The organism is Paenibacillus peoriae (assembly GCF_022531965.1).
Classification (GTDB): domain Bacteria; phylum Bacillota; class Bacilli; order Paenibacillales; family Paenibacillaceae; genus Paenibacillus; species Paenibacillus polymyxa_D.
This window is the reverse complement of sequence record NZ_CP092831.1, coordinates 3,349,912-3,369,462: the sequence shown is the minus strand read 5'-3', so window position 1 is coordinate 3,369,462 and position 19,551 is coordinate 3,349,912. Positions and strand designations below refer to the sequence as shown.

The following is a 19,551-nucleotide window of genomic DNA, read 5'->3' as shown; positions in this document are numbered from 1 at the left end:
ATTCATGAATGTGCAGATTACGTTTAGGCCGTCAGGTAGGCGCGTACAGGTCGGTCAGGGTACGTCATTGCTTCAGGCTGCTCGTAAAGCGGGTGTATATATCCCCACTCGTTGTGACGGAAAAGCAGCCTGTCTGATGTGTAAGGTACAAATATCACCGGAATGGGCTGAATTTGCAGACCAACCCAGAGATGCAGAGCAGCGTAAGCTGGGGCCTTTACTGGATGAAGGAATGCGCTTATCCTGCCAGGCACGTGTCCAAGGCGATATGGAGGTAACCATACCGGAGGATAGGCTCAAGGCGGCTATCAGACGGCAACTGGAGCGTCAGGCGCTGGATGATGAACTGTGGTAATGCCGATTATATCAGGAGAATAGAAAAAGGATGTTTCCGACGACTCTAAACGGTCAGGAGAAACATCCTTTTTTTATTTAATCTAGCGACGAAGTCATGGGAGAGTCTTGCCCCGCATATATTAGGTGAGTGGAACCAAACGTAAAATATCGTTTCTGCAATGATCGCTCTGTCGTAATCTATTTTTCAAAAAACTAAACATATTTTACGGAGAGGATACATATGATGGTATCAGTCCAAATGCATGTACGAGTTTACGCCGTTTCGCCGATTCCATCAGTCTCCTGAATCTCGGCGGCGGACGACTTCCGGGCATTTTAAAGGCTGTTCTGCCGCATCTGGGATCAAGCAGTTGGTTGAACACGAAGCGGATGCTCTTTAAGCATTTTTCCTTCGGAGACTTTTGAGGAGGGGATTTCATTGGAGAAAGTGGACATTTTTAAAGACATTGCCGAACGTACCGGAGGAGACATTTATCTTGGGGTCGTCGGCGCAGTCCGAACAGGAAAATCAACGTTTATCAAGCGGTTTATGGAGACGATTGTTCTGCCAAACATTACAAGTGAGGCGGACCGTGCCCGTGCCGTAGACGAGTTGCCGCAAAGTGCGGCAGGCAAGACGATCATGACGACGGAGCCTAAATTCGTACCGAATAATGCCGTCCAGATCAAAGTAACGGAAGGACTGGATGTGAATGTACGTCTGGTTGACTGTGTAGGATATGCAGTAGAAGGAGCAAAAGGGTACGAGGATGAAAATGGTCCGAGGATGATCTCCACACCATGGTTCGAAGAACCCATTCCTTTTCAGGAAGCGGCAGAAATTGGTACACGCAAGGTTATTCAAGAGCATTCGACGCTTGGTGTAGTAGTCACTACAGACGGCACGATTGCGGAAATCCCGCGCAGCTCTTATGTAGAGTCGGAGGAACGCGTCATTGAGGAGTTGAAGGAAGTTGGCAAGCCATTTGTTTTGGTTATCAACTCCACACATCCGCGCAGTGATGAAACACTCCAGCTTCGCGGTGAGCTGGCTGCCAAGTACGATATACCAGTCATGACACTCAGCGCGGCGACGATGACGGAAGATGATGTTACAGGCGTACTTCGTGAAGTATTGTATGAATTTCCGGTGCATGAGGTGAATGTAAACCTGCCGAGCTGGGTCATGGTACTGAACGAAGAGCACTGGCTGCGTAGCAATTATGAAAATTCCGTTCGCGATACGGTTAAAGATATTCGACGCCTGCGTGATGTAGATCGAGTGGTTGGCCAGTTTATGGAATATGAATTCATCGACAGGGCCGGATTGAGCGGGATGAATATGGGGCAGGGCGTAGCTGAAATTGATCTGTATGCTCCCGATGAGCTTTATGACCAGATTTTGGTCGAAGTCGTCGGGGTAGAGATTCGTGGCAAGGATCATTTGCTGCAAATGATGCAGGATTTTGCCCATGCCAAACGAGAGTACGACCGCTTCGCCGAGGCGCTGGAAATGGTCAAGACAACGGGATATGGCATTGCCGCGCCGTCGTTATCTGAGATGGCACTAGACGATCCGCAGTTGATTCGTCAGGGTACAAGGTTTGGTGTGCGGCTCAAGGCGACAGCACCTTCTATACACATGATTCGTGTCGATGTGGAATCGGAATTTGCTCCGATTATCGGAACAGAGAAGCAAAGTGAAGAGCTTATGCGCTATCTGATGCAAGATTTTGAGAATGACCCAATCAAAATTTGGGAGTCAGACATTTTCGGACGTTCGCTGCATTCCATTGTACGGGAAGGCATTCAGGGTAAAATCGCCATGATGCCGGACAATGCACGCTATAAGCTGCAGGAAACGCTGGGTCGTATCATTAATGAAGGCTCCGGCGGTCTCATTGCTATTATTCTTTAAGGGTAAGCCACACCTAAAAAATGTATAAGAGAAATACCGTGGAGAGCAATTTGCTCTCTACGGTTCGCAAAAACAAAATATTAGACTGACCTCCAAAACCAGACAGGGGTAGCCATGGACGAGAAAATAAAGTCCTAGACTACCTCTGTTTTTATTGAGCTTTTCGTTTCTCGTAGCAGGATGTAGGTTCAAATATAACAATCCGATTAATGAGTTTCACAAGTAGAGAGCTAGGCTCCGCCTTGATTTTACATTTAAACAGCAACCGTTTTCCGGTATTCAATCGGGGACGGTTGATTTTTGTGTTCTGGCCTATAAAACAGAAATTTTTCTATATTTCATAAAACCTATTTACATACTTGGTTTAAAGCGATATATTAAGTATCAAATTTGAATCATTTTGTGGTTGAACGAGGGGGAAATGAAATTATGGATATCCAAAAAGAGTTCCAAAGACACAAAAAGCTAGGACTGGGAGGTATCATGCTACTGGTGCTGGTTTTGCTGGTCACTGCATGTGGCGTGCCGAAAACAGAGAGCGGCACTCAAGGGACAAGCACTGCGGAATCGAATACAACAAACGAAAAAACGGACAACTTAAATCTAAAGGGTAAACGGGTTGCGTTGATCATGGAGTTTAACACGGGCACATTTTCGCAACAGTATGTTCAAGGTGTGGAAGAGGAAGTTAAAAAATTTGGCGGTACGCTGACTAAGTTTGTGGCAGATAACGATAAGGCTAAAATGGCTTCCCTGCTTGATAGTGCGATTAACCAGCAGTTTGATGTCATTTTGACTGATCACGGTGATGCATTGCTGGAAACAGGGTTGAAAAAAGCAATTTCCCGCAATATTCCTGTTATCGTGTTCGATGCTGCCGTCAATGTTCCGGGTGCGGTAGTGCTCTCACAGGATGACCAAAGCATGGCTGAGCTGACGCTGGAGCAAATGAAGAAGGATATCGGTGGCAAAGGCAACATTGTGAAAGTATGGGTTGCCGGATTTGCGCCGATGGAACGTCGTCAGGTTGCTTATGGTGCATTTTTGAAATCCAATCCGGATATTAAAGAAATTGCGACTTTTGGTTCGGCTCAGAATCCTGCGTTGGATACGCAAGCCAAAATGGAAGCTGTATTAAAGCAATATCCTAAGGGCGAAATTACAGCCGTCTGGGCGGCATGGGATGAATTTGCCAAAGGCGCAGCACGTGCCATCCAACAAGCGGGACGTACGGAAATTAAAGTCTACGGCATTGACATGAGCGACGAGGACTTGCAAATGATCCAAGACCCGAAAAATCCTTGGGTGGCCTCGGCAGCCGTAGATCCAACAGATATCGGGCGCGTACAAGTGCGCTATGCATATCAGAAGCTGCATGGGGATAATCCGGAGGAGAAAGTCGTACTGAAGGCTGTATATGTGCAACGCGAAGCGTTGCCGGATAAGCAAATTTCCACATCCGAGCTGTCCCAATATGTGAAGGGCTGGGGCCAAAGCGAACAGGGCTATAAGGATTGGATGAAGGAATATGAAACGTCCAAATAAAATGTTTGCATAACGCAAAGGCGCGCTTCGGCGCGCTTTTATCATAAGCAGGCGTGAGGGGGCACCATGAGTTCACAAGTATATACATTGGAAATGAAGAAAATTAGCAAACAGTTTGCTGGTGTAGATGCGCTGCGAGCCGTGGATTTTACAGTGCAGGGTGGCGAGATTCACGCTCTGCTGGGCGCCAACGGGGCAGGGAAAAGTACATTGATGAAGATTCTGTCCGGTGCGTATCATTCCGATCAGGGAGCTATCGTAGTTGGTGGCAAGGAACTGAACATTAGTTCACCGTGGGAGGCCAAAAGAGTGGGAATTCACTGTGTGTATCAGGAGGTCGATTCAGCGCTTGTACCACAGTTAACTGTTGCTGAAAATATTGTAATGGACGATTTGTCAGCCCCTGATGGTCGATGGTGGACTGCACCGGTTTCTATGCGCAGACGAGCGCGTGAGGCATTAGCACGTCTGGAGGTAGATATTGACGTGCGACGATATGTGTCTGAATTGACGTTGGCAGAAAAACAGCTTGTACTTATATCACGCATTCTGACACAGCAAGCCAATGCCATCATTTTTGACGAGCCTACGGCGCCGCTCAGCGAAGAAGAAACGCGACGTTTGTTCCGCACAATCCATACACTCAAGGATGAGGGAGTTGCATGTATCCTCATCACACACCGATTGCCGGAGGTTATCGAATACAGTGACCGTGTTACGGTGATGCGTGATGGTGAGCGCGTGTTCACGGGACCTGCGTCTGATTTAAGTGTAGGTGACATCGTTACGCATATGCTTGGGAAAACATTTGAGGAGGAATTCCCAAAAACAGAGGTACCGATTGGTGAAACGGTATTGGAAGCGAAAGGGCTTCACAAAGGATTACGAGTGCACGGCATTGATGTACAGGTCCGATGTGGTGAGATTCTCTCTATTGTAGGTTTGGTTGGTGCAGGCAAGACAGAGTTGTCACGACTTCTTACAGGAGCAGACAAGCCGGATAAGGGAGAGCTGACCTTTAAAGGTCGCTCCATTCGATTGAGAGAACCAGCGGATGCGGTAGCTCAAGGAATTGTGTCCATACCCGAGGAGCGACGGAAGCAGGGGGTGCTAATTGAGGAGAGTGTGGAAAGAAACCTTAGTCTTCCGCTTTTGGGCAAACTGAGTGTCCTTGGTTTCATCAGTCGGCGTAAAGAACGAAATAACGGTAATGGGATTGTCGCCTCTCTCGGTATTAAGACACCATCGCTCCGTCAGAATGTTAAATATTTAAGTGGCGGGAATCAGCAAAAGGTTGCTATTGGGAAATGGCTGCATTCCGGAGCGGATGTATTTGTTTTTGACGAGCCAACCAAGGGTGTAGATATAGGGGCAAAAAGTGATATTTTTCGTATCATTGGTGAGTTGGCGGAGCAAGGAAAAGCGATCATTTATCTAACCTGTGAATTTGCTGAAGGGATTGGCATTGGTGATCGGATTGCAGTGATGTATGATGGCAAAATTATAAAGGAATTTGCTCGGGGCGAAGTGGAACAGGAACAGCTTCTGTTGTATGCCAGCGGGGGTGAAGAGGTGCATTCATGAAGGAAAAATGGTTAAACGTCTCATTTCGTTACGGTGCCGTAGTTGTCATTATAGGTGTGTTGGCGTTTTTTTCATCTACATTACCTTATTTCTGGACTTATGATAATTTAATGGACATTCTTGGCTCGATTGCCATTGTGACTTTCGTTGCCATTGGTGTGACATTGTCACTTATCGTGGACGGTTTTGACCTGTCGGTGGGAGCTACAGTATCTTTGACAACGGTCGTTGCCGCTTCTTTAATGGTCTGGTATGAGCAGCCTGTTGCGGTGGTCATTATTGTGTCTCTGATTGTCGGCGCTTTGGTAGGACTGTTGAATTCATTATTGATCATTAAACTACGTATTCCTGATTTGCTCGCAACCCTTGCAATCATGTATATTGTAAGCGGGATTCACAAAACGTACGCACAGGGCTATACCATATATAATCATATGCAGTTTCCCGATGGTAGCAAGGCGCCGGGGGAGATATCTCCTGCATTTCTTTTGCTTGGGCAAGGTAAATGGTTGGGTATCCCGATTTCGGTTATTTTACTGTTGCTGGCTGTGGCGGCGGTGCATGTTTTCTTGACTTATACAAAGCATGGGCGTCAAATGTATGTAACGGGTGGAAATAAGGAAGCTGCTCGTCTGTCGGGTATACGGGTAAAAAAAGTCCGTACTCTGGCCTATGTTGCTTCAGGTGTATTTGCGGCGATTGCCGGTATTTTGTATGCCTCGCGCGTAGGCTCAGGCCAAATTGACGCGGGTTCCCCCTTGCTCATGGAAGCGGTAGCTGCAGTATTCGTCGGTTTTTCGGTCTTTGGTGCTGGTAAACCCAATGTCATTGGTACATTTATTGGTGCAGTTTTGATCGGTGTGTTGGTTAATGGACTAACGATGATGAATGTGCAATATTTCGCCCATGATATTGTCAAAGGAGTAGTGCTGGTACTTGCGCTGGCCGTTACTTTTTATGTGTTAAACCGTCGTCGTACTTGAAATTGTCTGTGGACTGTATTACTATAAACCTTGTTCCACGCAAGCAGGGTGCCATAAAACGCCAGTTTCGGCCTATATTGCGGAGGTTAGGTATATTCTATGTATATTTAACGACGAAACGGAAACAGATGATAACATTATGGAAGGCAGTACGCCGCCCGGGTTATTTTATACAGGCGACCTCATATCGGTCATTAACACCGATAACCTAAATGCTGGACTACACTTGAATTGGGAGGTGAATATGTTGAATAAAACGGATTTGATCAATCAGGTTTCTGAAAGCACTGAATTGTCCAAGAAGGACGTAACCAAAGCAATCGATGCAGTATTTGAGGCGATCTCTGGAGCGTTGCAAAGCGGAGATAAAGTGCAACTGGTAGGTTTCGGGAACTTTGAGGTTCGTGAACGTTCCGCACGTAAAGGACGTAACCCGCAAACAGGAGAAGAAATCGAAATCCCTGCGAGCAAAATTCCGGCATTTAAACCGGGTAAAGCGCTTAAAGACGGAATTAAATAAGATTTCTTACATATTCCCAATGCGCTGAAAAGACCGTGAATTTGATTCACGGCCTTTTCTTTTTGTCCTGTTTACTTCGTGGTAGGGGTGCTATGGACTGGAGAAGAGGAAGCTGCCCTGCCGTTTCGCGAGGCATAAGCGATCAGCACTAGGGGTTCACCTGTTAGCTCGGCAAATTCATGCTCCAGCTGTTGAAGCCGTTCGATTTGGGCAGGACTGAGATTGGCGGGAAGGTAGTTTTTCATCAGATCCGTTCCTTTCTTTAATAGATGGGACTGCACGGATAGTATGGCTCGGGACATGCTAATTATTGCAGGAGCACGGGAAGCATGTAGTTGACAAAACAAGCTTGAATCTCCATCATAAAAAGTATAGCTTCGGCTCTCAGGGAGGAAAAGGATATGGAAGATAACGTGACGGGTAGCAGTGAGTACGTCGTAATTAAAGCGAAAAGCAACGGATGTCAGGTTTTTGGTTTGACCAGAGGCCAGGATACACGCTTGCATCATTCAGAAAAATTGGACAAGGGCGAGGTACTGATTGTCCAATTTACGGATCATACTTCTGCTATTAAAATTCGCGGCAAAGCCGTTGTGATGACCAAGCACGGGGTAGTAGATACGGAGGATTAAAATGCAGGCATAGCCTGCTTTTTTTTGTTGTAGAATGAGAGTGAGGACCTTTACCGTAGCAAACCCACATTATGAGGTAGAGGTCAGGGGAGGCTCTGATGAAACCTTGGATTGTATTCGGTGGCTCCATTCTCATAACCATCGCAGCAGCTGTGTTGCTGCCGTCTTTACAAGTGCTGGACTCAGGAACCGCAGCAGTTCGTGAGACACAGGCGACGATTTCGCCTCAGCAACGGGTGCTGCTGTCAGATGACAATCTGGTGGATACGCTGAATGAGCTACCGTTGACTACACCGATTGCAAGCGCAAGCTGGGAACATTCAGTCCTGACCCTGGATGTCAAACTGTCCAAGGAAGAAACTGCCCCGCTAGAGATTTATCAAAACATGGCGGAGATTGCCGCTTTTAGCTTTTACGGAACGACGAATGTGCGGCAATTGCTGCTTCGGGTGGTGACGCAGGACGAATGGTCAGGAGAACGTCATTTGCTGCTTGCATCCGATATACGCCGGAACGAGTGGACGAACGAGGCATTGGAACAGCTGAGAAGCCGGGAAGGCGCGGAATTGCCAGAGGATTTGAAATCCCGTTTCCGCATTACAGTAACGCCCATGTGGCAAAACAGGTTTAACGGTGTATATACAGATTAGATGTTTCTGCCGGTGGACCTACAGTACTTTAGTCGCGAATCATTTTAAATTGTGATATAATATAAGGCATTGCAATTATTTGAGTATAGCAGAAAGTCATGTCTCGGAGGCTTAGGATGAAACCGTATCGCGTACCCCAATTAGCAAGGAAATATGTGGAATACGACATGATTCAACAACATACGGAAATGCCGGCTTTTCCTGACAGCCGTACCCGTTTGATGTTTGTGTTTTTGAACCGGAATGCGCAGGAGCTGCATGCCAGTGAGGACGAACTGTACGCATTGGTAACCTCACTTGTGCAGATGGGGCTGGATACGCATGATATGATTGATACTTTATCCGGTATACGGAGCCCGGAGGAGATGCGTTCCAGACAGCTGAAAGTGTTAGCTGGGGACTATTTTAGCAGTCGTTTTTATCAGCTGCTTGCACTGGCAGGCCGCATTACGGCCATTTCGAAGCTGAGTGATGCTGTATGTGAAGTGAACGCAGGGAAAATGAGTCTGTACTGGGGAATGAAGCAATTCCGCCTGGATGCAACTCAGTATTTAACTCAGATGGTTCGTTTCAAAAAGGAGCTTTTTTTATCATTCACTTCACTTGTAGCAGAACAGGATCAGGAAATTTGGAAGCAGCTTCTCAACAAATTTGCCCTCTGTGATACCTTGATGGAGGAATGGGGTAAGCGGACAGAACCGGACAAGTCCCGTTTCGGATATATGTTCTGGCATATTTATGGTAACGGGGATCGGAACGAGCAAGCGTTGCTTTCAGAGAGTGGTACTGACACTGAAGCATGGCGTAAGCTTGTTCTGAAATACAAAGCCGAGGATGCGATACTGGACAAGCTTCGCACGGCAGTTACACACATCCGGCAGATCCTGTCAGATGATCAAAATACAGGGATCGAGGAATTTGAACGCATGCTTGAGCCTTTCCTAAAGCTGCTAAATAGTCCGCACCCAGTTGTGAGGGAAGGTTAGGTGAACGTGATGGGATCAAGCGACACCAAGCCGAAAGAGCAATTCGTTCATGGCGTGTTTGAAAGCATAGCAGGTAAATACGATTTGATGAACGATATACTGAGCTTTCGCAGACATAAGGCTTGGCGGAAATTTACAATGAAAAAAATGAACATGCGTCGCGGCGATACGGCAATTGATCTTTGCTGTGGTACATGTGACTGGACGCTTGCGATGGCGCGAGCAAGTGAAAGTGGTCACATCGTAGGACTCGATTTTAGTCAGAACATGCTCAATGTTGGCGAGCGTAAAATTATATCAGAATCCCGGGAAAAGCAAATTAAGCTTGTTCAGGGCAACGCGATGGAACTGCCTTATGAAGATAATTCATTTGATTATGCAACGATTGGTTTCGGTCTGCGTAACGTACCTGATCTGCGCCACGTGTTACAGGAGATGCAACGAGTCGTCAAACCTGGCGGGCAGGTCGTATGTCTAGAATTGTCCAAACCTACTTGGCAGCCGTTCAAGGGAATTTACTACACATATTTTCAACACATCTTGCCCATGCTCGGCAAATTGTTCGCCAAACGTTATGAGCAGTATAAATGGCTCCCTGATTCGTTGGCGCTTTTTCCAGGAAGGGATGAGTTGGCTGGCATCTTCCGTGAAGTCGGATTGAAGGATGTTCAGGCTCATTCTCTCACCGGAGGCATTGCGGCATTGCACATTGGAATCAAGGAGAGTCAGCATGTTTAAGAAAATTGCTATTTTTTTGGAAATGATTAAAATTGAACATACGTTATTTGCGCTCCCATTTGCATTCATGGGGGCTGTATTGGGGTCAGTTGTTGTGACAGGCAACCTTCCCTCGTGGCCGCAGATCGGCTGGATCCTGCTAGCTATGGTTGGCGCACGCAGCGCTGCTTTTGGCTTCAATCGTATGATCGACCGGGTGATTGATGGGAAAAATCCGCGCACAGCAGGACGCGCTATCCCGGCAGGGTTGCTTAAATCAAGCGAAGTGGTAATTTTCATTATCGTCAGTCTGGTGTTGTTATTCTGGGCATCATTCAAGTTAAGTCCGCTGGCGTTCAAGCTGTTCCCGCTGGCCTTTTTTATGCTCGTTTTTTACTCTTACACCAAGCGTTTCACTTGGCTTTGCCATATTGTACTTGGTCTGACCATTGGTTTGGCGCCACTAGGCGCGTGGGTTGCAGTAACGGGACAAATAGATTTGACCGCTATCGTTCTGTATCTAACGATCGCATTTTGGACGGCTGGATTTGATGTTATTTATGCTTGTCAGGATATAGATTTTGACCAAAACGAAGGAGTTTATTCTATTCCTGCCCGTTTTGGTGTAGCAGGTGCATTGAACATCGCTCGGGCATTTCACGTCATTACGGCGATCGGATTTATTGTACTGTTCTTTATTGCAGATTTAAGCTGGTGGTATCTGGCGGGCATGATTATTTCGTACATTATTTTATTTTATGAGCACTATATCGTATCTCCAAAAGATTTGAGTCGTTTGCAGACGGCATTCTTTACTATGAACGGTGTACTTAGCACTGTCGTATTTGCCTTTACACTGATTGATTTGGTGGTGCGTTAATACTAATGAATAATCAGGTGAGCGAACATCAAGGCAAACGAATCGTTATTGGCATTACAGGCGCGAGCGGAAGCATTTATGGTGTGCGACTGGTAGAGACTCTGCTGGACTTGCAATACACAGTTCACCTGATCGTGTCTAATGCTGGCTGGCGGGTGTTGAAAGAGGAGTTGGGCTGGAATGTAACTGACCGGGAAGGGGCTTTGAATGAACAATTCGGAGGCCGTCCCGGTTCTCTTGTATACCATCCGTTCACAGATATTGGAGCTTCGATTGCGAGCGGCTCTTATTTGGTGGATGCGATGATTATCATGCCATGCTCGATGGGGACGTTGTCAGCAGTAGCACACGGTTCGTCCGACAATCTCATGGCGAGGGCAGCGGACGTGATGATGAAGGAAGGTCGTCCGCTGATCCTTGTACCTCGTGAGACGCCTCTACATGCCATTCATTTGGAAAACATGCTTAAGCTTGCGAGACTTGGCGTCAAAATGATTCCGGCCATGCCGGCTTTTTACTTTCATCCGAAGACGCTGGATGATATTGTGCTGTTCCTCGTAGGCAAAGTATTGGACAGCTTGCGTATAGAACATCAACTGTTTACGAGATGGGGGGATTCCGATGCCGACACCGGACACCAAGACAATCACAATCGGAAAAATTAAATATACAAATGCTTGGCCTATTTTTCATTATTTTAATCCTTCTGAGCTTCTCCATTCGGCGGAGATGGTTTCTAAAGTTCCGGCTGAATTGAATCAAGGTATGTTGAATGGGAGTTTGGATATCAGTGCGATGTCCTCCTTTGCGTATGCATCCGGTGCTGAGGAAATGCTACTGTTGCCGGATTTATCCGTCAGTGCAGATGGTCCTGTGCAATCCATTTTACTATTTTCACGCAAGCCGCTGGACGAAATCAAAAACGGAACCATTGCACTAACAAATACCTCTGCTACATCCGTGAATTTGTTGAAAATTTTGATGCAAAAGGCATGGGAAGGTCAGCCTTCCTATTTTGACTGTGAACCGGATCTTGACTTGATGCTGGAACAGGCAGATGCGGGGCTACTGATTGGAGATCACGCGATTAAGGCATCTTGGCGAAACGAAGGTCTGTATGTTACGGACCTCGGAGAAGAGTGGAAGCGCTGGACGGGCTACAGTATGACTTTTGCTGTATGGGCAGTACGACGTGCTGTTGCTGCTCAAAATCCCGCAGCGGTGGCTGAAACTGCGAGTGCGTTCCGTGCAAGCAAGCAGCGTAGTCTGTCGGACTTGACGTCTGTTATTTCTGAAGCATGCGAGGAAATTGGAGGTCTGCGAGATTATTGGGAGCGTTACTTTACTAATCTGTGTTATGATTTTGGAGAGAAGCAACAACAAGGTTTAGAGCTTTACTTTCAGTATGCGCATGAACTGGGGCTGCTTGACCGACGAGTAAAGCCGCTTCTCTGGAGTGACAATACGCTGACACGGGTGAAAGAATGAAACGATTGGATTTGTTCGGTTTATTAAAGAAGGATATGAACTTTATAGAAGAAGAGTTGTACCGCAGTATCGATAGTACGGAGCCGTTGATTAATGATACGTCGCTTCATCTGCTTAAAGCAGGGGGCAAGCGTTTGCGTCCCGTATTTGTATTGCTGGGAGGCAAGTTTGGAGAATATGATCTGGACAAGCTCAAGCGTATAGCGGTACCTCTGGAACTGATTCATTCTGCCTCTCTCGTTCACGACGATGTGATTGACGATGCGGAAATGAGGCGCGGTCAACCCACCGTGAAGTCCAAATGGGACAATCGGGTGGCTATGTACACCGGAGACTACATATATGCACGTGCGCTGTCTATTGCTGCTGGATTGCCGAATCCCGACATTCACCGGGTACTGTCTAAAGCGCTGGTGCAGATGTCCATTGGTGAAATGGAACAAATTCGTGATTTTTTTAATGTGGATCAGAGTGTGCGTAATTATTTGCTTCGCATACGGCGCAAAACGGCTTTATTAATTGCGGTTAGTTGCCAGCTGGGAGCTATGGCTGCAGAGGCACAGGAAAGTGTCAATTCCCTGCTGTACAGCTACGGCTATAACGTAGGTATGGCTTTTCAAATTCAGGATGATCTGCTTGATCTGTGCGGAACAGAAAAAAAGATCGGAAAGCCGCCGGGCAGCGATATGAGACAGGGGAATATTACGCTTCCGGTGATTTATGCGCTCGAACAGCCTGAGTTGCGTGCAGATCTACTGGCTGAAATCCGCCGTATTCAGGATGGAGATGGGCTAGGAGACGCACGCAAAGCGGTGGATATAATCAAAAAAAGTGAAGGAATCGCTAAAGCTGAAATTCTCGCCGACCGATATATTAATAAAGCGCTAAACGCGCTGGACTTACTACCAGATGTCAAAACAAAAAAGACGCTACGCGATATTGCTCATTTTGTAACACGCCGCTCCTACTAAAGTTGTGTTTTGGGTTTGCTGTGACAAAATGCTTTAACCAGTTCCAAGCTTTCTGTTACAATACAGTTTAGTACTGTATAAATACATTAGATTGGATTGGGAGTGAGCCGATGGATCGTACTTTTTTGATGGTTAAACCGGATGGTGTACAACGTGGATTGATTGGACGTATCATTAGTCGTCTGGAAGACAAAGGCTTTAAAATGGCGGCTGGCAAGCTTGTACAAGTATCAAGAGAACAGGCAGAACGGCATTATGCGGAGCATGTGGGCAAGCCTTTTTTTGAAGAGCTTGTAGGTTTTATCACATCAGGCCCTGTGTTTGCTATGGTATGGGAAGGGGATAACATCGTTACGCTTTCCCGCTTGTTGATTGGTAAAACACAAGTAACCGAAGCTCTTCCGGGCACAATTCGTGGAGACTTTGCAGCACATACACCGTTTAACCTCATTCATGGTTCAGATTCACCGGAGAGCGCAGAGCGCGAGATTGCAAATTTTTTCATGCCGGAAGAATCCGTTCGGTATGAAAAAAGTGTGGCGACCTGGGTGTAAGTTTAATTACGTATGAAGAAGGATGGTAGCATGACGGATATGGAACTGGGTCAGACGGACCCCGATTACACAGCGTTTATCCGCAAAATCAAGGACAGCACAGGTATTGATCTTGCACAATACAAAGAAGCACAGATGAAAAGGCGGTTAACTACGCTTCGCAACAAAAACGGGTTTCCCAGTTTTGTTTCTTTTTATGATGCCATGATGAAGGAAAAACCTCTATTCTATGAATTTCTGGATCGGATGACGATCAATGTTTCGGAATTTTGGCGTAATCCCAATCGGTGGGAAGTGCTGCGAGATACAATCTTGCCACAACTGCTTGTGGGGAAGCAGAAGCTTAAGCTGTGGAGTGCGGCCTGCTCGACTGGTGAAGAGCCTTATAGCTTGGCTATGGTTCTCGACGGTAAAGGGATTTTGGGGAATTGCTCCATTACGGCTTCCGACATTGATGATGGTGCATTGGCAAAAGCCAAGGAAGGCAAATATTTGGAGCGTTCGCTCAAGGATGTGCCTGAGCAGGTAGCTAGCAAATATTTTAAGCCGGATGGTGCGATGTATCGAATTGATGACCGTTTGAAACAAGCCGTGAAATTTCAAAAGCAAAACTTGCTGCTGGATCGGTTTGAGGATGGCTATGATCTCATTATCTGTCGAAATGTAATGATTTATTTTACAGAAGAGGCCAAACATACGTTGTATCAAAAGTTTGCAGCCAGTCTTCGTCCCGGCGGAGTATTGTTTGTCGGTAGCACAGAGCAAATCTTTTCTCCTAACCAATATGGTCTGGAATCGACGGAAACCTTTTTTTATCGCAAAAAAGCATAAGCCTGCATACATCATCCAAAGTTTTATAGGGACTTATTTATATCTTTGAGTAATTGATGGTTGGCTTATTAGCAAAGCACGTCCTTTAGCCCCTTTGGCTAAGAGGCGTGTTTTTGTTTATCTGCATACACGTGGCTTTTCTTGTCAAAGAAAGGTGCGTATACTATAATGAAGCACAGTTAAAGATTTTAGCGATGCACAGTTTAACAGTTTAAAGGGGGAACGCGTCATGAGTTTACGTTATTTAACCGCGGGGGAAACGCATGGTCCCCAGCTAACTGCCATTGTAGAGGGTATGCCGAGCAATTTAAAATTGGATTTTGAGGAATTGAATTTTCAGCTGCACCGTCGTCAGAAAGGATATGGACGGGGTCGGCGTATGCAGATTGAAAAAGATACGGCGAAGATTGCTGGAGGCGTACGTCACGGATACACCACGGGTGCACCGATTGCGCTGGTTGTGGAAAATAACGATTGGAAGCACTGGCAGAACATTATGAATATTGAGCCTATTGAAGGCAGTGATGAAGAAAAGCGTCGGGTTCACCGGCCACGTCCGGGTCATGCGGATTTGAATGGCGGAATGAAATACAACCTGAAGGATCTTCGTAACGTGCTGGAGCGCTCCAGCGCACGTGAAACAGCAATTCGTGTGGCATGCGGCGGTTTGGCTCGTCAATTGCTGGCTGAGTTCGGAATCAAGGTGGCAGGTCAGGTCATCCGTATTGGGGAAATCGAAGCTCCTTACCGCGATTTGCCGATTGATGAGCTGATTGCGGTGACAGAAGCTTCCTCGGTGAGAGTAACCGATCCAGAAACCGAAAAGAAAATGGAAGCATATATTGATTTGATCAAGCAAGAAGGTGATTCAGTCGGTGGGGTAGTGGAATGTATTGTAGAAGGTGTTCCGATTGGTCTGGGCAGTCATGTACAGTATGATCGGAAGCTGGATGCACGTATCGCACAAGGCGTCATGTCGATTAATGCATTTAAAGGCGTGGAAATCGGCATCGGTTTTGAAGCAGGAGAGTTGCGCGGTTCACAGGTGCATGACGAGATTCTATATGATGAGGAACGTGGATATCACCGTCGTACCAATCGTTTGGGTGGTTTTGAGGGGGGCATGACGAATGGAATGCCAGTTGTGGTTCGTGGCGTAATGAAGCCGATCCCCACACTCTACAAGCCTCTGCAAAGCGTCGACATTGATACGAAGGAGGCGTTCACTGCACAGGTTGAGCGTTCGGATGCATGTGCAGTACCTGCGGCTAGCGTAGTTATGGAGCATGTGGTAGCTTGGGAGATTGCAAAAGCTTTGCTAGAAAAATTCGGCGGGGATTCGATTGAAGAGATTCGTGCGAATATTGCATCCTACGAAGAACAATTGGGGCGGTACTAAAATGAGTACGCTGACGGTACAGCTTGGCGAACGTTCTTATCCTATTCATATTGGACGAGGACTGCTATATCGAGCGGGAGAGTTGTTGAAGGAACGAGGAATTGCGCAAAAAAGCCCGTTGTTGATTGTTTCTGACGAAAATGTAGCGGGATTCTACTTGGCAACATTGGAGAGCAATCTTCAGGCATCTGGCTACAAGACAGTGTCCTTTGTCGTTAAGCCAGGTGAAGCCTCCAAGTCGCTTGCTGTATTTGAGCAGGTCATAACAGCAGCCATTGAGGGCGGCTTGGATCGCAATTCAGCCGTTATTGCACTTGGGGGTGGTGTCGTGGGTGATTTGGCTGGATTTGTGGCAGCTTCTTATATGAGAGGTGTCAAGTTTGTACAGATCCCCACTACGATTCTGGCCCATGACAGTAGCGTGGGCGGTAAGGTCGGCATCAACCATCTTTTGGCGAAGAATATGATAGGAGCTTTCCATCAACCGGAACTTGTGTTGTATGACGTAGATACGTTGTCTACACTGCCTCCTCGTGAGGTATCTGCGGGGCTTGCTGAAATGATCAAGCACGGCTTGATCTGGGATGCTAATTTCGCCCAGTGGTGCCGTGACCATGCGACTGATTTGCTTGCACTGGATGCGACAGCTCTGGAGTACGGTCTGGAAAAGGGATGTTCCATTAAAGCCGAAGTGGTGTCACGCGATGAACGAGAACATGATTTGCGCGCTATTTTAAACCTAGGTCATACGATTGGTCATGCGATTGAAGCTATTGCGGGATATGGTGAGTTTTTACACGGGGAAGCCATTTCAATTGGAATGGTCGGCTCCGCACTGTTGGGCGTGAAGCTGGGGGCAGATCCTTCTTTGGTAGATGCAACGAAGGATATGTTGTCTTCACTACGGCTACCGACCTCCCTTCCGTCACATCTCGATACAGATCGGCTACTGGACGCGATGATGCATGACAAAAAGTTCAAAGAAGGCAGCATTACTTTTGTCGTCCCACGTAGCATCGGGCACGTGGAGGTTGTGAAGGATATTTCCGTCTCTTACATCCGAAGAGTTATTGAACAGTTAAAAGAGGGGGTGTAACGATGTACAATCGTGGAATTCGTGGCGCGACGACCGTAGCGAATAATGAAGAAAATGAAATTTTGGAAGCAACAAGCCAACTACTGGAGGAAATTGTATCCTACAATGAAATTCAGCCAGAGGATATTAGTAACGTATGGATTACGGTGACTCATGATCTGGATACTGCCTTTCCAGCCAAGGCCATTCGTCAGCTTGATGGCTGGGATATGGTTCCGCTCATGTGTGCATTAGAAGTTCCTGTGGCAGGTAGTTTGCCCAAGTGCATCCGTCTGATGGTACAGGTGAACACTGATAAATCCCAGCGGGAAATTAAACATGTATATTTGAACGGAGCGCAGGCCTTAAGACCGGATCTAGCTTCCCAAGGGAAATAAGTGCCTGTTTTTTAAGTTGATGGTTGCCAAAGTAACATCCCATGAGATATAGTGTGTGTAGCAGAGTTAAGTAGAGTAGAGTTAGCCAGAGACAGAGTTGAGATGAGAAGAGTGCAGCCTTAGCCAATTCCATATGAGATTACAGAGATCGGCGGTAGCGGGTAAGCTTTTGTCTATGAAGAGATATTCTTCTACAGAGAAGCTTATTTGAGGCAACCTGCGCGGTTAAACCAAAGGGATGAGTGTATACTTATCAATTTGCTGTAGTCATTTTACATATGGAGCATTCTTATAATTTCAATAACTGACAGCCTCTACCTTACCGGTAGAGGCTTTTTTACGATTATACAATTTATAAAATTTTCAGCGGAGCTGAACAATTCTATAATCGCAAGAAAAACTTCCGCTACACGCGGTCTGGCCTCCGTGAAGGTACGTCGATAGACGTTTTTCTTATATTCTCTCCTTTGGTTCTGCGCCAATTTGGAAAGGAAGTGATCTCATGTTAACGCCGCATGTGGAGCAAGTGATAACGATGGCGAGTGAATTTAACCTGATTCCTGTGTACAAAAAAGTGCTGGCTGATATGGAGACGCCGATTCGGATTTTCCGTCGGTATGCCGAGCGGGACCGTGCCTTTCTGCTAGAGAGTGTAGAGGGAGGCGAGCAGTGGGCGCGACATTCGTTCATCGGTACAGACCCGTTTCTAATGGTCTCGGGTAAAAAAGGACGTTTGATATTGGAACAACACGGTAAACGGCAAATATTAAACGACAAGCCGATTGAAGCGCTCAAAGCATTGCTACGTAAATACCGCAGTCCGAAACTGAAAGAAATGCCTCCATTTACAGGCGGGGCTATCGGATTTTTTGGATATGACCTGCTTCAATACTATGAAAAGCTGCCAGAGCACTCGGTAGATGATTTGAATATGGATGATATTCGTTTTATGTTCTGCGATCAAGTCATTGTCTTTGATCATGTGAAACAGCAAATTTTGCTGGTTGGCAATGTTCATGTAGGCGAAGGGTTCCGCGATGAGGATATTCGAGCTGCTTATGCTGATGTGGAACGCAAGTTGGAGGAAACGGCACAGTATCTGCGCAAGCAGCCTCAGCCTGAGCGATTAGGATCGGCCTCCATTCCAGATGATGTGGAACTGGGTGAGATTCAATCCAATGTGACGAAGGAACAGTTTATATCAAACGTAGAGCAGGCGAAGGAGTATATCCGCTCCGGTGATATTTTTCAGGTTGTACTATCCCAGCGTTTTCACATTGATACAGAGGCCTCTCCTTTACAGGTATACCGCGTGCTGCGCACGATGAACCCGTCGCCATATATGTATTATTTGAAAATGGATGACGAGATCATCGTAGGCACTTCGCCTGAGGCACTCGTCAAGGTGGAAAACGGCCGGGTAGAAACCCGTCCTATTGCAGGAACGAGACCGCGTGGGGTAACGGAGACAGAAGATGTGGCACTTGCTGAAGAACTGTTAAACGATGAAAAAGAGCGTGCAGAACATCTGATGCTGGTCGATTTGGGAAGAAATGATTTAGGCCGTGTATCACAGTTTGGCACAGTCAAATGCGATACGTTTATGGAGATTGAACGCTATTCCCATGTCATGCACATTGTTTCCAATGTGTCGGGTGAGCTACGTGAGGACAAAGATTTCTTCGATGCCTTCCTGTCTTGTCTGCCAGCCGGCACCGTATCAGGGGCACCAAAGCTGCGGGCCATGGAGATTATTGCTGAGTTGGAGCGGGAAGCACGTGGACCCTATGCAGGGGCAATTGGATATTTGGGCTTCTCGGGCAATATGGACGCTTGCATTACGATTCGCACGATTGTGTTTAAAAAGAACCGGGCTTATGTCCAGGCAGGCGCTGGAATTGTGTGGGACTCAGTTCCGGAAAGCGAGTATCAGGAGACGGTGAACAAAGCAAAGGCATTGCTGAAGGCAATCCGCACGGCAGAAGTGATGTTCCCGGCAACGACACAGCCCTATAACAGCGTCATCAACCAGGATTATTTGTACACTCCGTAACACGCAAAAATCTGATTTTGAGGAGGAGACG

At 46.8% G+C, this 19,551-nt stretch carries 21 protein-coding genes; 20 read left to right on the top strand and 1 reads right to left on the bottom strand.

All coding sequences use genetic code 11. The features are described 5' to 3' along the window. Positions 1–4 precede the first annotated feature (4 nt). The 6 genes from MLD56_RS14715 (at position 5) to MLD56_RS14690 (ending at position 6,886) form a co-directional block, all read left to right on the top strand. Positions 5–355, top strand: coding sequence for a 2Fe-2S iron-sulfur cluster-binding protein (locus tag MLD56_RS14715; RefSeq protein ID WP_029517325.1), 351 nt, complete (start codon positions 5–7; stop codon positions 353–355). Positions 356–775: 420 nt separating this feature from the next. Then, entirely contained in the window at positions 776–2,254 is a 1,479-nt protein-coding gene (gene spoIVA, locus MLD56_RS14710) for a stage IV sporulation protein A (protein WP_029517326.1), read from the top strand. Between the two features lie 429 nt (positions 2,255–2,683). Then, complete coding sequence (locus MLD56_RS14705; protein WP_029517327.1) at positions 2,684–3,799, top strand: sugar ABC transporter substrate-binding protein; 1,116 nt, start codon at positions 2,684–2,686, stop codon at positions 3,797–3,799. 66 nt (positions 3,800–3,865) lie between these two features. Next, the gene (locus MLD56_RS14700; RefSeq protein ID WP_029517328.1) at positions 3,866–5,383 is read left to right on the top strand and encodes a sugar ABC transporter ATP-binding protein; all 1,518 of its coding nucleotides are present in this window, start codon (positions 3,866–3,868) and stop codon (positions 5,381–5,383) included. Continuing rightward, entirely contained in the window at positions 5,380–6,366 is a 987-nt protein-coding gene (locus MLD56_RS14695; RefSeq protein WP_029517329.1) for an ABC transporter permease, read from the top strand. The genes MLD56_RS14700 and MLD56_RS14695 overlap by 4 nt, the downstream gene beginning before the upstream one ends. Positions 6,367–6,613: 247 nt before the next feature. Next, on the top strand, positions 6,614–6,886 hold the full coding sequence (locus MLD56_RS14690; protein WP_013310732.1) for an HU family DNA-binding protein: 273 nt from the start codon (positions 6,614–6,616) through the stop codon (positions 6,884–6,886). Between the two features lie 71 nt (positions 6,887–6,957). On the opposite strand, the gene MLD56_RS14685 is transcribed toward MLD56_RS14690, so the two are convergent. After that, on the bottom strand, positions 6,958–7,131 hold the full coding sequence (locus tag MLD56_RS14685; protein ID WP_165146994.1) for a hypothetical protein: 174 nt from the start codon (positions 7,129–7,131) through the stop codon (positions 6,958–6,960). A 156-nt stretch (positions 7,132–7,287) separates the two neighbouring features. Here MLD56_RS14685 and mtrB point away from each other — a divergent pair, with 156 nt between their 5' ends. From mtrB to trpE, 14 genes are all read left to right on the top strand, one after another. Continuing rightward, positions 7,288–7,518 carry a trp RNA-binding attenuation protein MtrB gene (gene mtrB / locus MLD56_RS14680; RefSeq protein ID WP_013310730.1) on the top strand — a complete coding sequence of 77 codons (231 nt, stop codon included), beginning with the start codon at positions 7,288–7,290 and terminating at the stop codon, positions 7,516–7,518. 98 nt (positions 7,519–7,616) lie between these two features. Next, positions 7,617–8,168 carry a hypothetical protein gene (locus MLD56_RS14675; protein ID WP_029517330.1) on the top strand — a complete coding sequence of 184 codons (552 nt, stop codon included), beginning with the start codon at positions 7,617–7,619 and terminating at the stop codon, positions 8,166–8,168. A 116-nt stretch (positions 8,169–8,284) separates the two neighbouring features. Further along, complete coding sequence (locus MLD56_RS14670; RefSeq protein ID WP_029517331.1) at positions 8,285–9,154, top strand: heptaprenyl diphosphate synthase component 1; 870 nt, start codon at positions 8,285–8,287, stop codon at positions 9,152–9,154. A 9-nt stretch (positions 9,155–9,163) separates the two neighbouring features. Continuing rightward, entirely contained in the window at positions 9,164–9,892 is a 729-nt protein-coding gene (locus tag MLD56_RS14665) for a demethylmenaquinone methyltransferase (protein ID WP_029517332.1), read from the top strand. Further along, complete coding sequence (locus MLD56_RS14660; RefSeq protein ID WP_029517333.1) at positions 9,885–10,751, top strand: UbiA-like polyprenyltransferase; 867 nt, start codon at positions 9,885–9,887, stop codon at positions 10,749–10,751. The genes MLD56_RS14665 and MLD56_RS14660 overlap by 8 nt, the downstream gene beginning before the upstream one ends. A gap of 5 nt (positions 10,752–10,756) precedes the next feature. Then, positions 10,757–11,416 (top strand): UbiX family flavin prenyltransferase, encoded by a 660-nt coding sequence (locus MLD56_RS14655; protein WP_029517334.1) that lies wholly within the window; start codon positions 10,757–10,759, stop codon positions 11,414–11,416. After that, entirely contained in the window at positions 11,373–12,239 is an 867-nt protein-coding gene (locus tag MLD56_RS14650; protein ID WP_029517335.1) for a menaquinone biosynthetic enzyme MqnA/MqnD family protein, read from the top strand. The genes MLD56_RS14655 and MLD56_RS14650 overlap by 44 nt, the downstream gene beginning before the upstream one ends. Then, a complete protein-coding gene (locus tag MLD56_RS14645; protein WP_029517336.1) occupies positions 12,236–13,210 on the top strand; it encodes a polyprenyl synthetase family protein in 975 nt (324 codons plus the stop codon). Before MLD56_RS14650 ends, MLD56_RS14645 begins: the two co-directional genes overlap by 4 nt. A 110-nt stretch (positions 13,211–13,320) precedes the next feature. After that, a complete protein-coding gene (gene ndk, locus MLD56_RS14640) occupies positions 13,321–13,764 on the top strand; it encodes a nucleoside-diphosphate kinase (RefSeq protein ID WP_029517337.1) in 444 nt (147 codons plus the stop codon). Positions 13,765–13,794: 30 nt separating this feature from the next. Then, entirely contained in the window at positions 13,795–14,595 is an 801-nt protein-coding gene (locus MLD56_RS14635) for a CheR family methyltransferase (RefSeq protein WP_023989169.1), read from the top strand. A gap of 229 nt (positions 14,596–14,824) precedes the next feature. Continuing rightward, positions 14,825–15,994, top strand: a complete 1,170-nt coding sequence (gene aroC, locus MLD56_RS14630; protein ID WP_013310720.1) for a chorismate synthase — start codon at positions 14,825–14,827, stop codon at positions 15,992–15,994. 1 nt (position 15,995) lies between these two features. Next, positions 15,996–17,090, top strand: a complete 1,095-nt coding sequence (aroB, locus tag MLD56_RS14625) for a 3-dehydroquinate synthase (RefSeq protein ID WP_029517338.1) — start codon at positions 15,996–15,998, stop codon at positions 17,088–17,090. Between the two features lie 2 nt (positions 17,091–17,092). Continuing rightward, positions 17,093–17,467 carry a chorismate mutase gene (aroH, locus tag MLD56_RS14620; protein WP_029517339.1) on the top strand — a complete coding sequence of 125 codons (375 nt, stop codon included), beginning with the start codon at positions 17,093–17,095 and terminating at the stop codon, positions 17,465–17,467. A 502-nt stretch (positions 17,468–17,969) separates the two neighbouring features. After that, positions 17,970–19,520, top strand: coding sequence for an anthranilate synthase component I (gene trpE, locus MLD56_RS14615; protein WP_029517340.1), 1,551 nt, complete (start codon positions 17,970–17,972; stop codon positions 19,518–19,520). The last annotated feature ends 31 nt before the right edge of the window (positions 19,521–19,551 follow it).

What these genes read in the sequence shown, in the direction of transcription:
- MLD56_RS14665 (WP_029517332.1), top strand. Translation starts at nt 9,164, where the DNA reads ATGGGATCAAGCGACACCAAGCCGAAAGAGCAATTCGTTCATGGCGTG.
- MLD56_RS14660 (WP_029517333.1), top strand. Translation starts at nt 9,885, where the DNA reads ATGTTTAAGAAAATTGCTATTTTTTTGGAAATGATTAAAATTGAACAT.
- MLD56_RS14700 (WP_029517328.1), top strand. Translation starts at nt 3,866, where the DNA reads ATGAGTTCACAAGTATATACATTGGAAATGAAGAAAATTAGCAAACAG.
- mtrB (WP_013310730.1), top strand. Translation starts at nt 7,288, where the DNA reads ATGGAAGATAACGTGACGGGTAGCAGTGAGTACGTCGTAATTAAAGCG.
- aroH (WP_029517339.1), top strand. Translation starts at nt 17,093, where the DNA reads ATGTACAATCGTGGAATTCGTGGCGCGACGACCGTAGCGAATAATGAA.
- MLD56_RS14670 (WP_029517331.1), top strand. Translation starts at nt 8,285, where the DNA reads ATGAAACCGTATCGCGTACCCCAATTAGCAAGGAAATATGTGGAATAC.
- MLD56_RS14650 (WP_029517335.1), top strand. Translation starts at nt 11,373, where the DNA reads ATGCCGACACCGGACACCAAGACAATCACAATCGGAAAAATTAAATAT.
- MLD56_RS14645 (WP_029517336.1), top strand. Translation starts at nt 12,236, where the DNA reads ATGAAACGATTGGATTTGTTCGGTTTATTAAAGAAGGATATGAACTTT.
- aroB (WP_029517338.1), top strand. Translation starts at nt 15,996, where the DNA reads ATGAGTACGCTGACGGTACAGCTTGGCGAACGTTCTTATCCTATTCAT.
- aroC (WP_013310720.1), top strand. Translation starts at nt 14,825, where the DNA reads ATGAGTTTACGTTATTTAACCGCGGGGGAAACGCATGGTCCCCAGCTA.
- MLD56_RS14655 (WP_029517334.1), top strand. Translation starts at nt 10,757, where the DNA reads ATGAATAATCAGGTGAGCGAACATCAAGGCAAACGAATCGTTATTGGC.
- MLD56_RS14705 (WP_029517327.1), top strand. Translation starts at nt 2,684, where the DNA reads ATGGATATCCAAAAAGAGTTCCAAAGACACAAAAAGCTAGGACTGGGA.
- MLD56_RS14715 (WP_029517325.1), top strand. Translation starts at nt 5, where the DNA reads ATGAATGTGCAGATTACGTTTAGGCCGTCAGGTAGGCGCGTACAGGTC.
- MLD56_RS14635 (WP_023989169.1), top strand. Translation starts at nt 13,795, where the DNA reads ATGACGGATATGGAACTGGGTCAGACGGACCCCGATTACACAGCGTTT.
- MLD56_RS14675 (WP_029517330.1), top strand. Translation starts at nt 7,617, where the DNA reads ATGAAACCTTGGATTGTATTCGGTGGCTCCATTCTCATAACCATCGCA.
- MLD56_RS14685 (WP_165146994.1), bottom strand. Translation starts at nt 7,131, where the DNA reads ATGAAAAACTACCTTCCCGCCAATCTCAGTCCTGCCCAAATCGAACGG.
- trpE (WP_029517340.1), top strand. Translation starts at nt 17,970, where the DNA reads ATGTTAACGCCGCATGTGGAGCAAGTGATAACGATGGCGAGTGAATTT.
- MLD56_RS14695 (WP_029517329.1), top strand. Translation starts at nt 5,380, where the DNA reads ATGAAGGAAAAATGGTTAAACGTCTCATTTCGTTACGGTGCCGTAGTT.
- ndk (WP_029517337.1), top strand. Translation starts at nt 13,321, where the DNA reads ATGGATCGTACTTTTTTGATGGTTAAACCGGATGGTGTACAACGTGGA.